The sequence below is a fragment of the Blautia acetigignens genome (assembly GCF_025566865.1).
GTDB lineage: Bacteria > Bacillota > Clostridia > Lachnospirales > Lachnospiraceae > Blautia_A > Blautia_A acetigignens.
In genome coordinates this window covers 25,076-39,596 of sequence record NZ_JAOQJM010000011.1, presented here as the reverse complement: position 1 = coordinate 39,596, position 14,521 = coordinate 25,076, and the positions used below count along the sequence as shown (strand labels likewise).

The following is a 14,521-nucleotide window of genomic DNA, read 5'->3' as shown; positions in this document are numbered from 1 at the left end:
TCAATCCCGTCTATATAAATCCCTTGTATATACTTTATCTTTCACATCATCTAAACAGTCATTATATCTATTTGCAATGATTGCCTGACTCTGCTCCTTAAATTTATCCAAATCATTCACAACCTTACTTCCAAAGAAAGTGCTTCCATCTTCCAATGTTGGCTCATAAATAATAACAGATGCTCCTTTAGCCTTGATTCTCTTCATAACTCCCTGTATAGAAGACTGGCGGAAATTATCTGAATTTGATTTCATAGTAAGACGATATACACCAATCACAACCTCTTTTTCCATAGAAGCATCATAAGTATTTTCATCATCATAAGCATAATACCCTGCTTTCTGTAAAACACGATCTGCTATGAAATCTTTCCTGGTTCTATTTGATTCAACAATAGCAGACATCATATTCTGTGGAACATCTTCATAATTAGCCAAAAGCTGTTTAGTATCCTTTGGTAAGCAATAACCACCATATCCAAATGACGGATTATTATAATGTGATCCAATTCTTGGATCAAGACACACACCGTTAATGATCTGCTGTGTGTTCAACCCTTTCATTTCGGCATATGTGTCAAGCTCATTAAAATATGATACTCTGAGAGCCAGATATGTATTAGCAAATAACTTCACTGCTTCCGCTTCTGTAAATCCCATAATCAAAGTATCAATATTCTCTTTAATAGCACCTTCCTGTAATAATCCGGCAAATGTATTCGCAGCCTTTACAAGTCTAGCATTTTGAATATCCGTTCCCACAATAATTCTTGACGGATATAGATTATCGTACAATGCCTTAGATTCACGCAAAAACTCAGGGCTAAAAATAATATTGTCACAATGAAATTTTTCTCTAATACTTGCTGTATATCCTACTGGAATTGTCGATTTTATAACCATAATCGCATCTGGATTATATTCAATAACCAACTTGATCACAGCTTCTACTGCTGATGTATCAAAGAAATTTTTCTTACTGTCATAGTTTGTGGGAGCAGCAATAACTACAAAGTCCGCATCTTTATACGCTGATTTTGCATCTAATGTTGCCGTTAGATGCAATTTCTTCTCTGACAGATATTTTTCAATATATTCATCCTGAATTGGAGATTTTTTTTGGTTTATTAATTCTACTTTTTCTGGAATAATATCTACTGCCATCACTTCATGGTGTTGCGATAACAAAGTAGCTATGGATAATCCCACATATCCAGTTCCTGCAACTGCAATTTTCATATTCGCATACCTCCTGCTTTACACTTCTGTTTCTACTGAATTTTAGACTATATCATAAAATTCCTTTAAAATGGACGTTCCATTTTCTAAAATTTCTTTTGTCTTTTTATAATAATTTTCTGCAGTATTTTCTACATAATACGGATTAATTATTTTTTCATTTTTCCCGGTAATCTCTTTCATTGCCTGACCGATCATACTACTGTCGCAAGTGACATCAATAACACTGTTACCATGTACTCGTCCTCTTTGTCTATCTCCAATATTAATTGTATACCTTCCTAATGACGGTGTTTCAATAATTCCAGATGACGAATTTCCTATTAATGCCACAGAATTTTTTACTAAATATAAAAACGAATCTACATTCAAGTTTTCATAATAATACGCATTTTCATGTTCATCCACATAATTGAGCCATGAAGAACGTATGATATCAGATTTTGTATCTGCATTCGTCCCCATAAAAATAACACTCATTCCATTCATATTTTCCTGCAATGCAGTCAATACTTCTTTCACCTGATCTTCCATTTTCACATCAGTTAGTGTTTCGGGATGAAAAGCTACAACCCAATATTTTTGTGGAATAAGTTCTTTTACTTTTTCAATTACTTTCTCTTCATCTATCTTGCAACAATTTTCTGCCCCTAATGCCCCAAGATAAAATACTCTTTTAGGATCTTCTCCCAACTGTATTACACGTTTTCTATATTCTTCTGTACTGGTAAAATGATACTGACTCATTTTGGTAATAGAATGACGTATAAATTCATCATAATTGCCATATGTAACTTCCCCACCATGTAAATGCAAAATTGGGATTCTTTGCATAGCTGCTGCAATCGCAACCGCCATCATTTCATATCTATCTCCAAGTATAATTAATAAATCAAATTTATTATTTTCAAAATAATTTCCAAAACAATCTAAAGCTGTTGCCATGCAATGCATCACATTCGCATTACTGTCATTCTCTATATTTAGCGGAATCTCCAAATCGATTTTAAATCCATCCTGTCGTATTATATCTACAGAGTGACCAAACTTATCTTCTAAATGTGAGCCTGTAACCAATACTGAAAACTCAATATCTTTGTCATTATCTAATAATCTTAAAAAATTTTTTACTATTCCATAATCTGCTCTTGAACCAGTCGCATACGCTACTCTATACTTTCCCATACTAACCTTCTTTTACTGATTTATAATAGTTTCGGCAATTTTAAAATCAAGTTCTGTATCTATATCTATACTGCGCTCTGCCGGCATTTTATATGCGTAACAATCTTCTCTATACAGATTTGTATTTTCCAAAAAAGCCTTCACATCTGCCATATAAATTGCCCCATTTATCCTATAAAACGTTTCTAATTTCTGTCTTTGTTTATTACTGTCTGCCCGCAAAAATCCGGATAACGAATTATTTTCTGGTAAAGTATTACTCCACAATGGCGAATGCTCCATTTCACAAACTGATACAACCGCTATTGCATCTTTCTCTTTAAATAATTCATAAGCTTTTTTTATATCTTCGTACTTTCGCAATGGAGATGTTGGCTGTAAAAGCGTAAATGTATCAAATACAATTCCCATCTCCTGATATTTTTTCAATACTTCTTTTACAACATCCCATGATGACGCTACATCTGATGCATTTTCTTCTGATCGGTAAAAAGGTACTTCTGCTCCATATTGTATTGCAATCTCGCCATATCTTTCAGAATCCGTAGAAACCAATATGTGTGAATAAATCTCTGATTTCTTCGCTGCTTCTATGCTATATGCAATTAACGGTTTTCCATTTAATAATTTTATATTTTTATCTTTCAAGCCTTTCGAACCGCTTCTTGCAGGTATTATTGCTAAATTATTCATCTTCTCTATTCACTCCTTTACAAGAAATCAATTCATCTATTTCAAAATCTTTTTCAGCTTCTTTCCCCAACACCTCATACCAATGAATCGGAGAAATTCCATTTCCTGGTCTTTTACAAGTGATATTCTCTTCGGAAAACATTTCGCCTCTCATGATTTTTCTTTTTGCTACAATAGATTTTCTTGCAACGAATATATTGCTTCGTTCAGATTCAGTCACTTCTTTCGTTTCATTTCCAAGCATAATTTCAGCTTTATGCACACCTACACACAATTCTTTTAGTTCTTCTGGTGTAATAGACGCTTTATGATCAGGTCCTGGCATAGCTTTATCTAAAGTAAAATGTTTTTCGATAAATTTAGCTCCCAATCCAACAGCCACAAGAGAAGCAACAATTCCTTCTGAATGATCTGAAAGTCCGATTTTCCAATCTGGTGCTAATTCTTGAAGCTTATTCATGGCAAGCAAATTCATATCTTCCGGCTCTGTTGGATATTGTGTATTACAATGTAATACCGTAAAACTTGTGTCTTTACTTTGTTGCAAAACATTTATTGCATATTTAACTTCATCAATTGTAGACATTCCTGTCGATAGAATTACTTGTTTATTTTGACATTCAATTGTTGCTACCCTCTGTAAATAAGGAAGATTTGTAATCTCTCCTGATGGTACTTTCCATATATTCTGACCGATTTTTTGCAAAAATGAAAAAGATTCAAAATCAAATGGCGTAGAAAAAATCTGAATATCTAAAGTAGAAGCATACTGTACCAATTCCAAGTATTCAGTTTCCGTTAATGCCAATTTTTTTAACATATCTAGCTGTGAACCATTTCCATCATTTTTTTTCTGATATTCGGCTTTAGGGGCATATCTTGAAACAAGATTTTCTGGCACAAAACTTTGGAATTTAACTGCATCTGCTCCAGCTTCTTTCGCTTTTTTCATCATTTTTTTTGCCAATTCAACACTTCCATTATGATTGCAGCCAATCTCTGCAACAATTTGAATATCACTCATTTCTAATCTCTCCTCTTTATAACTCTAGCAGGTACACCTACTACAGTTACTTTCTCCGGTATATCTTTAATAATCACACTACCTGAACCAATAATTGCATTGGAACCGATTTTCAATTGACCGTTACACACAGATGAACTGCCCAAAAAAACACTATTTCCTACAATTACATTTCCATTTATGACAGAATTTGTTGATAAATGATTGTGATCACCCACTTTACATTCGTGTTCAATCAAAGCCTTTGTATTTATAACATTATTATTTCCTATCTCTGCATCAGCATTTATTACTGCCATTTTACCTACAAAATTCCCTATTCCCATTTTTGCACTGGCCGATATAATTGCTGAAGAATCAATAATATTGATTATGTTCAATCTTCGTTCTCTAATTCTGTCAAACCATAACTTACGGTATCCAACATCTCCAATAGAAACAAAATAACTATATTTTTCACAATTTGGAATATCTTCAAGTCCCGTACCCAAGATTGGTAATCCCATATGCATACCTTTTTTGTTGCTATCTATGAATCCACATAATTCATATTCTGATTTATTAATTGAATCTGCAACTGACTTTGCATGTCCACCAGCTCCTATTAAAATCAGTTTTTTCATCTAAAATCACCTCAAATCTATTTTCTAAGATACTCTCTCAGTTTATTCCGATTTTTTATACCTATTTTAACAAATGATGACACTATTCTTTTATTCATTTTTTACATATGTACATGTGGCTATCAATATAAACTTTTCCATTTAATCCACTCACTTTTATTCTATAAAATCGTTCTTTATTTTATCAAAAATTTCCTTACCCTCAAGACAAGATTGTGAAAAATAAATTTGTGAAACAAATTCCATACCATATCTCAATTCCAAAATATTTTTTATATCTCTTATCCTTTTTGATACAGCTTTACTATCCTCAATCATGTATTCTGGTTCATCTAACGTAAACTGTATAAGTTTTCCTGCTTGATTAAGCTTTATGCCCCCCCCACGAATAATGGACTCTGTAATCTATATCTGTGTACACTTTTTATATTAACCATTAAATCCAATTCGGATAATTTTTCAATTTCAGGCACAATACAACAAAAAGTATCTCCCGTTTCAATTAACCATTCTTGTATTTGTAAATATGCATTATAGACTTTTTTCAAAAAATCTGCCGATATTTTCTTTTGTAAATACCAATCCAAATTACCTGGATTTTTGCTTTTTCTCTTCAAAACTCGAACATTTATTTTATGTTGATCTGTATATAAATTCATCCCCATTCTATGATTACCATCGAGAAGCCTCATATCCTTATCTACTATAAATAAAGAATTCGGATCATATCCTTTGCTTTGATATGATGTAATTAATTTTGAGAAAGCCATGTTCCCATCTTCCTCCCGATGTTTATTACCATATGCTGCCCTACTAACCGTATTTTGCCATACAAATGTTTGTTTATTATATTCTACATAATCCTTTATATCCAAATACCTCGTAGTAGCTAGAAACTGATTATGTTCTACATTTCTTCTTAAATTCATTATATCTCCAATAGAAGCACTACATGACTGAGCCGTTCTACTATCATATAAATCTACCAACATCTTTTTTATACTAAACATTTTAATTTTCTCCTCCCAATACTTTCCATTTTATACGATTCAAAATAGTTGGTTTTGCATACTTTTCTGTCCAGAAATGAATATTCGCATTTGACTTTTCTAACTTCTTTTCAAAACTCTTCTGAAAAGTATTTCGTGGCGCTGGTAATATAATTCTTGGATTATTACGAATTATTTCTTGGCTATCTACATTTCTAATTAAAAAGTATTTTTCTACTTCATTAAAAATTTTTTTTCCTTTTTCAGTCAACACTAATACTGCCGAACACCCAAGACTATCTGTAAATTCGGGACATACTTTTTCCATTCCCCACGCATCTCCTATCAATAGATCACTCATAATATTCTGTCCCTTATATTCGCAACTCAAACATCTATTTCTTTCAAACAAACCATCTGTAAAGCATTTCAAAAAGTAACCATCATTTTTTCTAAACGTTATATGTTCAGTTCCATTCTTAAATTGAAACTTCAATCCATAATTTAAGCATCCTTTTGTTTTATCTCTCATAGACACTTTAATAATTGAACTTTCACTCATTCTTTCTTCTTCAGCTAAATATTTTTTCCATATTTTACGTTCTATAGATCCATGACATACAACTGCCAGCGTAATTAATTTATCACTTTTAACACACTTTTTTACTGCTGCAACTTGACATGGGACTCCTGAAAAAAGTACTATTTTTCCCTTTTCTACAATCTGCTTGATTTTCACTATGCAATCATTTAAATCACTTTTCACATATTTTGATCCCATCATTTTTTTGCAAATTTCTATCTCATTAGAAACAATATGTTTGGGCATAAACTCGTCATCATATATACAACCACAAACATATCCGTCCATTTCTAATACTTTTTGTGCTATTTGAAAAAAAACACCGCCTGACGAACTTACTTTTCTGATTTCATTGTTTTTGTTTTTAACTATATATCCCTCAATACAATTCAGTTCTTCTATATCTTCAGGTTTATTCAATTCAATACATACTCTTTCACATCTATTGCAATTAATACACTTTTGCAAATCAATTTCTGGATGTATGTTTTCATCAAATGATATTGCTTTGGTTGGACAAGCTTCTGCACATGCTGAACAAGAGTAACATTTTTCTTTAAAATCAAAATTTATCATATTATTTAAAACACTCACTTAAAGGAACTATTTCTGCACCATCTTTAATTACATAATTATATATTTGTTTAATTAACTTTTTCGCTTTTTCATCTGTATTTAATTGCCAATAATGAGTATATATAACAAATGGCACTTTTCTTGCTTTGCAAATATGGTACTCATAAATCAGCCGTTCATAATTATCTATTGTGTATGCATTCAGTTCTTTATGCTTTCCATAGTTCATAATACCTGGATACTGTACTTTTTTTACTATCCTAAATCCCCAACGAATTATAAAATTATATATATATCTTAAATTTACTTTTCTATCTCTCACCCCAATAATGCCAGAGTAATTCATTTGAAGATCTTCTAATACTGAAATAGCTTTTTTATCAATACTATTATTAGGTGCAACAAATACTGATATATTCATACCTAACAATTTCTCTAAATGTTTTTTTCCTTTCGGTATTTCCTCTTTTAATTGACTACTACTTTTCCATTTCATTTCAGCAAGCCATTTGTTTTCACTTAGCTGATATTCATGTGAATAGCCATGTAACAATATATCAACTTTTCCCTGTTTATATTTTTCCTTTAAATATTCTAATAATTCTGTATTTTCAGCTATATCATAATATCCCATTCCAATTTCTTTTCCATATGGAAACACATCATCTCTATGAACTGGAACCGTATACGGCACAACTGAAAGAGATACACAATCATCCTCATTTAAAAAATCATATGCTCTTTGTAAATCTTTAGGTTTTGTAAAATATGATGTATCATCATCCCGAATAGCAACTTTCATTTTTTATCCTTTCGTCATCTCGAATAACATGTTTTCTAAATACTCAATCGAATCCCTTCTCTGTTCCTCCAAAATCGGAATCACATTTTTGTAATCTATAGAAATATCTTCTGCAGTCAAATTATCCATATTATGAATTATTCTATTTGATAATCCAAAGATATTTAAAGCACTATATAATCTGGAATTTTCAGATGATTCCTCTGAATCACTGCTTTTACAAAAAGAGAAAAAATTTCTTTGGAAATTTATCGAAAACATAGTTCCATGAAATGAATCTGTACAAATTAAAGCAGCCCCTCTTATCAATGATAAAAATTCTTTAGGACCTCCCCATACTTTTTTATAATCATTATTTTCCATTTCTAAATATGCTGCCGGAAGACTTATTATTTTCCAATTTGTTAATTTTTGTATCTTTTCTACAGCCCTTCTATGTTCTGATTTTTCTCCCAAAAAATAAACCAAAATATATGGCTCTTTAGGTATCTCAAACTCGCAATATTTTCCCCACTCTTTAGCAGATAATAACAATGTTGGATCTAATACACATTTAACTTCTTTTTGTGTAATACGGCTTAACAATTGCGCTCCATCCTGCTCTCTGCATGATAAAAAGGAAAAATTAGATAATTTTTTTCTATATTCCTTTTCTTTCTCGTCAGATAATGATTTTACCGCTAAGCTCGGACCATAACTGCCTTTTTTCGATTTGTTTTCAACAAATGGCAAAAAAAATGCTTCCGGCGAGTTCGCAACAAAAGGATTCCAAGTCTGGTCACTACCTACTACATATCCATCATATACTGGTGGATTTTCCATTAACTGCTGTGTAGTTGTATATTTCTTTTTTCCTACATGCAAATATGTTTTATAAAACTGTTCAAATAATTCATTCTTTTCCTTTATTTTTTCTCTCGAATCAGCCAACGCTCGATATTTTTTTCTTTCTTTAATATACACTGGCATTCTTTTTATTCTTAATTTAAGCATTTCATATCTTGATAGAGAATTATCTTGTTTAAAATCTATTAACTCTGCCTGATAGCCTAGTTGTTCTACCTTTTCCTGCAAGGCAAGAGCCTGCAGCATTGTACCGTAATTATAATAATGATGATATGTAATTATTCCTATTGTTTTCATAATTTATTTCTCCTAACGATGTAAATATTTTGCTAACATTATTTTTCCTTTTCTCATTATATTAATTATCAATTTTCTATTAGCAGCAATCAAAGCAACAAGAATGATTAATTGTATTATTACAGGCACTATAGTAAATCCACCTAAACAGACTATGAATTGTACAACTAACAAGATATACATTATTGTATGTTTTAGAAAATTCACTCGTATATGTATATACCTTTTACTTCTTTGTAATCTAACTAGCCAAATAACAATGTTAGACACAAGTGTTGCAACTGCAGCACCCATTACACCAATATAAGACACTAATACAAAATTTAATATGGTATTTACGACTGCACCTATCATAGTTGAATATGAGAATATTTTAGTATCTTTTACTGCTGTAAAAATGCTCCCTAAAAAGCCAGCCAAACCACCAAAGACGAAAGAAATCATCAATGGAGGAACATATTTCCATGCTACAAAAAAGCTCTTTGCATATAAAATATGTGCAAATGGAATAGTTAATATAATTAACATTGAACAACACAAAACTAAAAAGCCATTATATGCCTCATACATATCAGCAACAAAATGATCACTATCTTCTGGATCAAAATCTTTTATGGCTGATAACTGCCATGCCTGCGTAAATATATCACTACATGCAGTCAGCATAGTCGGTATTTTATATGATACCGTATAAATTCCATTCGCAGTTGCACCTAAAATCCATGTAACAATATATCTATCCGATGAACTATTAATCCACCAACCAATTTTATTAAAAATTAACGGAAACCCAAATTTTTGCAATTCCTTAACTGTAGTTTTATTTACTTTATTAAACTTAATGTGTTTATGTATTTTCAGTCGTACAGATCCCCAAGCTACAGCCATAAAGGTTCCCAGGTAATTAGCTATTAAATATCCATTTAACCCACACTTCAGCACAACCAACAAAACAACATTTAATACACATGATGCTATTGTGGTAATCAAACTCATTTCAACCATATATTGTACTTTATCAATACCTCTGGCATAATTAGTCAGTACATTATACAGCCCTGTAGACAATACCATTAAATAAAATGCGACTAAATATGATGTATTAATTTTAAAGAAAGGAAGTATTCCTATTATAATTGTACAAATAGCACATAATACCATTCCTTTCAGGCAAACAAATAACCCGCTTGATATTACTTCATCGGATTCATACTCTTTATCAAAGCAAAATCTTAATATTGCACTTTCGATGCAAAGGATAATGATTGGTAATACCAAATTGGCAGAAGTACTTACTATGTCCCCGATTCCATAGTCTGCTGTAGATAAACAATTAGTATATAAAGGAACCATAAGGAATGCTATTATCTTAGGACCAAAACTACTTATCCCAAATAAAATAAAATTTTTCGATAAATATTTATATTTCTTATTCATATGAATTGCTCGTTACTCCTTGACCCAACGTCACTCTAATAAATGATGTCCTTTCTACTGAGCATAACATCACCGCAAATTGTGTTACGAAAAGACTATTCCAAAATACCGATTGACCAAATATTGAAATGATACATGTTAAAACATAACATTTACTATATAAATCTGATTCTTTCCATATATTCCAAAAAAGTTTCAAATATAAAAGCAATCCAAATACACCGTAAATTAACATACAATTTCCAATAGCATTAACAAAGCCCAAATATGAAAGATTAAGACTTAATTTATATTTACTTAATGCCACTTCTCCAGAACGCATATAATTCTCTACATTCATATATGGTATTCCTAATACTTTATAGATCAAAGGCGCAGCCCAAAACAATTGAAATCCCAACACAAGCCTAACTGAATTAGATGTATTTGTAACCGAAATATTCATCAACTTATTTAATGCCGTTGAAAAAATACTCAAGTTTGAAAATGCTCCTATACCTATTATCAAAACACCTACTATCATTAACGAATTAAAATATTTCCCTTCGCTTCTGGCACTTACAAACGAATAAAACAGCCATATTACTCCGGTCATTAATATTCCCGTTGAAGATGTCGATAATAAAATGCTTATCGAAATAAATACCATCCAAATATGCTTTTTTCTTTTCATACACATACATAAAAGCGGTAATATCCATGTACAGTATGCTGCCGGTTCTAAAAAGAAAGAATGTGGTCTATCATAACCCAATAAATAATTTTCGCTATTTGACTGCAAAAATGGAAATATATTAATTGTAGACACTGATTGTCCCAATATATATACCTGGAAAGATTGGTAAAAAATTCCAGCCATAACAATGATTCCTATAATTTCCCAGACCCTAAATAAATTTTCCTCATCAACTTTTTTATATATACACGATAATATTAATAAGTATAAAACTCTCTCTACCCAGAGTCCTGTATTAAATCCAGTTATAAACATCCTGAAAAAATCATGCACTATCATAAATAAGAAGAAGATAAATAAAGGTTTATATAAATAAAATTCTCTATACTTTATAAAATAAATAGCTACAACAGCAATTACACAAATTAAACCTAAATGAAGACCTGCAATTTCATACTGATTGATCAGGCAAAACAATGGGATAAAAATTTCCATCAAACTTATCTTCTTTTTTCGTCTATTATTTATTCCTTCATTCATTATTTTCCCTCACATCAATAATCTTTCTAAGGCTTTGACTACGCCATGACCTCTTTGTACCAATTCACATATTTTTCAGACATAATATCAATCGAAAACATATTACCGATTTCAATAATCTCTTCATATTTCCAATTTTTATCCAATGCTATCTTTAATGTATCTGTAACTGATTCATTACTTCTATCCTTTACTTTTAACATTGCCTCCGGATAATATAAATCCTGTGTTGCATCTAAATCCTCAAAGGTAACGCATGGTACTCCATGCATATATCCCTCAACAATAGGCAAGCCAAATCCATCATTTAAACTCAAAAATAAATTTACATCACAGAATTTCCAAAAAATATCCATTCGATCATTAAATCCGCCTAAAATAACATTTTTATGTAATTGATATTCCGCAATTTTTTTTCGGACTTCTCCATTATCTACTTCTCTTCCCCAAAGCACCAACAGGATATTTTCAAATACTTTTGTATTTTTTAATATTTCTACTGCTTGCATTTGATTTTTGTTTTTGGTTATATTTCCCACGAAAAAGAGAATTTTCTTACCATTTTTTTTGCTATACTGCAAATAAGCATATGTATCACTCAACTTTGGATATAAATCATTCTGCTTCAAACAATCGCTATAATATTCTTGAAACTTTTCTTGCGTTAAAGTGCCTTCTTCTCGAATAAACTTTGTATCATTTTCGTCGCTTTTTTTCGTTCCATTCGTGATAACAGTGATATTATTTGCTTTTTTTCCTAAATACTTTTCTTCTATTCTGGCTTTCATACCACTACTAATCACACTAATTGGTATATTATTTTTTTCTGCTTTTATTAAAAAATCACGTTCTATCTGCTTTTCGTATGCCGGTGCAGAAACTGAATCATTCAAACCAATTAAACCATGTAAAGTAACTGTATACCTTACTTTCATTTCCTCACAAATTCTAATATAGCTTTCTGTAATAGTTCCTATACCATGTATATGAACTATGTCCGGTTTTTCCTTTTGAATTTGTTTTCTAACATATCCGCCATCCACTTCATAAAAAACATGTCTGGCTTTATCTTTTACTGTAACACCATTCGCAAAAAATGCTTTTATTCCTATTAACCAATCCTTTAATTTTGCATTAGAAAAGAACTGTCCCCATGTATGAGAAAGGATTTTAAAATTCTTTTCATTTTTTCCCTTTGTAATAACTCGTGTTAATAAAACAACATTTTCTAATTCAGCCACTGAACTTACTATATTTTGAACCATTATTCCAAATCCAGTCTTATTTTTAGTAAATTCAATTATATTGTCATCATATATATACGGAGCAATAATCATTACTTTCATTTATATCGTCACCTAAAAAAATTTGTTTTCTGATTTCAATTCATAATAATGTTGTTCGTTTCTCATTTTAAATACTTTCGCCGGATGTCCTCCTGCAATTGAACATGATGGAATATCCGATACAACAACGCTTCCAGCTTGAATAATAGCCCCTTCACCAATTTTAACCCCTTGTAAAATTGTAACATTTTGCCCAAGCCAAACATTATCTTCTATCACGACATCACCGTCTATAGTCGTTTCGTCATAAGGAATAGATTTTCCCTCATAGTTATGATTAGAGGTTAATATCAATATTCCTCCTCCTGAATGAAAATTATTTCCAATAGTAACATTTCCATTTCCTGTAACTTTCATCCCATTAAAATGACAATTATCTCCGATATAAGTCTTAGATGTAAATTTACTCCAATGGTTTATATGTAATCCCTTTCCATATTGCTTGGCTGTTTTTTTACATAGATTTGTATAAAAACCTGTTCGTATTTTTTTTATAATTTTTCCTATCATACGCTTTTCTCCAATACTTCTGATAAAAGTCTATGTTCCTTATAAAGACAAACATATCCCAATTCTTTCAATTTGTTAAAATTTTCAGGATTACTCATATTATCTATTATTATTGGAATTGAATTGCATAATGCCTGATTCAATACCGTTGAATAAAGCGAAATTGCAGCACCAGATTGTAATAAAGATTGCTCTATCGAAGTTTGGGTTGTATCCTCTACATCTGCAAAAGTAAATATCTTTTTAACAATATCCATATTAGAATATCTCGGATGTGGACGTATTGAAATTTTATTTCCACTCTTATATAACTGTTCCAATATTTTTGATATTTCCTTTAATACCTCTTCCGATTCTGCACCTAAATAATATGTATAATCATATTTCTGTGTTCTGATCAGCTCTCCATCGAATTTCAAAGAAGCCGGAACTTCAACAACAAACTGATTTTTATCTGCCTTCATAGAAGCTAATATTTTTCCATAGTATTCATCCCAAATATAGCATTCATCAAATTTAAAGAACGAATCTCTCATATAGTACATTTTTTCTCCATGCATGACATCTATATGCTTGATATTTCTTTGTTTACAGTAAGCTGTCAGTACTGAAGACGTAAAAGAGTATTCCGCACAAACCGCTATTGCTTCAGGTGAATATTCTTCAATGGCAAAACTATATCTTCCAATTTTAATCAAACATTTTAAAATAAACTGCCAAGAAAATGGATATCTACATATTATTCCTTTTATAAACTTTTTATCTTTTGCAGTTAATAAAGTTCCTTCTACCGGATTACTTTCAATTGCTTTATACCTTTTTTTCAAAGACTTTGGCAAAATGTTTTCCGGTTTACCATCTCTAAAAAATACCAAGTTTTTATGCTCTAGCCGATTCACCTGAACCTTTTTTCCATATTTGAACCAGTAGAGAATCGCCACTGGAAATGAAACCAGATTTAACAAAAAAGTGATTCCTTTTCCATTAAACTGCATCTGACACTTATACTGAAAATACGATCTTTCAATCTCATCTCGTGGATTTCCTAATTTAGCAATGTATTTTTTTTGTTTACTGACATCATATGAGAATAATGCGTCTTGCCTTCTTTCCAAAAGAACAGCCATTTTACGCAGCATATCATTCAAACCCATA

14 protein-coding genes are annotated in these 14,521 nt (G+C 31.1%); all 14 read right to left on the bottom strand.

The genetic code is table 11. The annotated features are described in order from the left end of the window. Entirely contained in the window at nucleotides 1–1,239 is a 1,239-nt protein-coding gene (locus tag OCV70_RS13010; RefSeq protein ID WP_055282563.1) for a nucleotide sugar dehydrogenase, read from the bottom strand. A gap of 42 nt (nucleotides 1,240–1,281) precedes the next feature. Continuing rightward, nucleotides 1,282–2,424 (bottom strand): UDP-N-acetylglucosamine 2-epimerase, encoded by a 1,143-nt coding sequence (neuC, locus tag OCV70_RS13005; RefSeq protein WP_055282566.1) that lies wholly within the window; start codon nucleotides 2,422–2,424, stop codon nucleotides 1,282–1,284. Between the two features lie 12 nt (nucleotides 2,425–2,436). After that, nucleotides 2,437–3,117, bottom strand: a complete 681-nt coding sequence (locus tag OCV70_RS13000; protein ID WP_055282569.1) for an acylneuraminate cytidylyltransferase family protein — start codon at nucleotides 3,115–3,117, stop codon at nucleotides 2,437–2,439. Further along, a complete protein-coding gene (neuB, locus tag OCV70_RS12995; protein WP_262579747.1) occupies nucleotides 3,110–4,141 on the bottom strand; it encodes an N-acetylneuraminate synthase in 1,032 nt (343 codons plus the stop codon). The genes OCV70_RS13000 and neuB overlap by 8 nt, the downstream gene beginning before the upstream one ends. Nucleotides 4,142–4,143: 2 nt before the next feature. Beyond that, nucleotides 4,144–4,764 (bottom strand): acetyltransferase, encoded by a 621-nt coding sequence (locus OCV70_RS12990; RefSeq protein WP_055282573.1) that lies wholly within the window; start codon nucleotides 4,762–4,764, stop codon nucleotides 4,144–4,146. Between the two features lie 371 nt (nucleotides 4,765–5,135). Continuing rightward, the gene (locus OCV70_RS12985) at nucleotides 5,136–5,774 is read right to left on the bottom strand and encodes a hypothetical protein (RefSeq protein WP_262579746.1); all 639 of its coding nucleotides are present in this window, start codon (nucleotides 5,772–5,774) and stop codon (nucleotides 5,136–5,138) included. 1 nt (nucleotide 5,775) lies between these two features. Then, nucleotides 5,776–6,912, bottom strand: coding sequence for a Coenzyme F420 hydrogenase/dehydrogenase, beta subunit C-terminal domain (locus OCV70_RS12980; protein ID WP_117650451.1), 1,137 nt, complete (start codon nucleotides 6,910–6,912; stop codon nucleotides 5,776–5,778). A 1-nt stretch (nucleotide 6,913) separates the two neighbouring features. Next, complete coding sequence (locus OCV70_RS12975) at nucleotides 6,914–7,714, bottom strand: DUF2334 domain-containing protein (protein ID WP_055282578.1); 801 nt, start codon at nucleotides 7,712–7,714, stop codon at nucleotides 6,914–6,916. Between the two features lie 3 nt (nucleotides 7,715–7,717). Beyond that, nucleotides 7,718–8,857, bottom strand: coding sequence for a polysaccharide pyruvyl transferase family protein (locus OCV70_RS12970; protein WP_055282580.1), 1,140 nt, complete (start codon nucleotides 8,855–8,857; stop codon nucleotides 7,718–7,720). 12 nt (nucleotides 8,858–8,869) lie between these two features. Beyond that, the gene (locus tag OCV70_RS12965) at nucleotides 8,870–10,294 is read right to left on the bottom strand and encodes a lipopolysaccharide biosynthesis protein (protein WP_118238166.1); all 1,425 of its coding nucleotides are present in this window, start codon (nucleotides 10,292–10,294) and stop codon (nucleotides 8,870–8,872) included. Then, entirely contained in the window at nucleotides 10,287–11,510 is a 1,224-nt protein-coding gene (locus OCV70_RS12960) for a hypothetical protein (protein WP_117650453.1), read from the bottom strand. The genes OCV70_RS12965 and OCV70_RS12960 overlap by 8 nt, the downstream gene beginning before the upstream one ends. A 38-nt stretch (nucleotides 11,511–11,548) precedes the next feature. Further along, nucleotides 11,549–12,856, bottom strand: a complete 1,308-nt coding sequence (locus tag OCV70_RS12955) for a glycosyltransferase family 4 protein (RefSeq protein ID WP_117650454.1) — start codon at nucleotides 12,854–12,856, stop codon at nucleotides 11,549–11,551. A 12-nt stretch (nucleotides 12,857–12,868) separates the two neighbouring features. Continuing rightward, the gene (locus tag OCV70_RS12950; protein ID WP_055282588.1) at nucleotides 12,869–13,366 is read right to left on the bottom strand and encodes an acyltransferase; all 498 of its coding nucleotides are present in this window, start codon (nucleotides 13,364–13,366) and stop codon (nucleotides 12,869–12,871) included. Then, nucleotides 13,363–14,520 carry a hypothetical protein gene (locus OCV70_RS12945; RefSeq protein ID WP_117650455.1) on the bottom strand — a complete coding sequence of 386 codons (1,158 nt, stop codon included), beginning with the start codon at nucleotides 14,518–14,520 and terminating at the stop codon, nucleotides 13,363–13,365. The genes OCV70_RS12950 and OCV70_RS12945 overlap by 4 nt, the downstream gene beginning before the upstream one ends. Nucleotide 14,521 lies beyond the last annotated feature (1 nt).

Coding starts and splice junctions, on each gene's coding strand:
- OCV70_RS13010 (WP_055282563.1), bottom strand. CDS start 1,239: ATGAAAATTGCAGTTGCAGGAACTGGATATGTGGGATTATCCATAGCT.
- neuC (WP_055282566.1), bottom strand. CDS start 2,424: ATGGGAAAGTATAGAGTAGCGTATGCGACTGGTTCAAGAGCAGATTAT.
- OCV70_RS13000 (WP_055282569.1), bottom strand. CDS start 3,117: ATGAATAATTTAGCAATAATACCTGCAAGAAGCGGTTCGAAAGGCTTG.
- neuB (WP_262579747.1), bottom strand. CDS start 4,141: ATGAGTGATATTCAAATTGTTGCAGAGATTGGCTGCAATCATAATGGA.
- OCV70_RS12990 (WP_055282573.1), bottom strand. CDS start 4,764: ATGAAAAAACTGATTTTAATAGGAGCTGGTGGACATGCAAAGTCAGTT.
- OCV70_RS12985 (WP_262579746.1), bottom strand. CDS start 5,774: ATGTTTAGTATAAAAAAGATGTTGGTAGATTTATATGATAGTAGAACG.
- OCV70_RS12980 (WP_117650451.1), bottom strand. CDS start 6,912: ATGATAAATTTTGATTTTAAAGAAAAATGTTACTCTTGTTCAGCATGT.
- OCV70_RS12975 (WP_055282578.1), bottom strand. CDS start 7,714: ATGAAAGTTGCTATTCGGGATGATGATACATCATATTTTACAAAACCT.
- OCV70_RS12970 (WP_055282580.1), bottom strand. CDS start 8,857: ATGAAAACAATAGGAATAATTACATATCATCATTATTATAATTACGGT.
- OCV70_RS12965 (WP_118238166.1), bottom strand. CDS start 10,294: ATGAATAAGAAATATAAATATTTATCGAAAAATTTTATTTTATTTGGG.
- OCV70_RS12960 (WP_117650453.1), bottom strand. CDS start 11,510: ATGAATGAAGGAATAAATAATAGACGAAAAAAGAAGATAAGTTTGATG.
- OCV70_RS12955 (WP_117650454.1), bottom strand. CDS start 12,856: ATGAAAGTAATGATTATTGCTCCGTATATATATGATGACAATATAATT.
- OCV70_RS12950 (WP_055282588.1), bottom strand. CDS start 13,366: ATGATAGGAAAAATTATAAAAAAAATACGAACAGGTTTTTATACAAAT.
- OCV70_RS12945 (WP_117650455.1), bottom strand. CDS start 14,520: ATGGGTTTGAATGATATGCTGCGTAAAATGGCTGTTCTTTTGGAAAGA.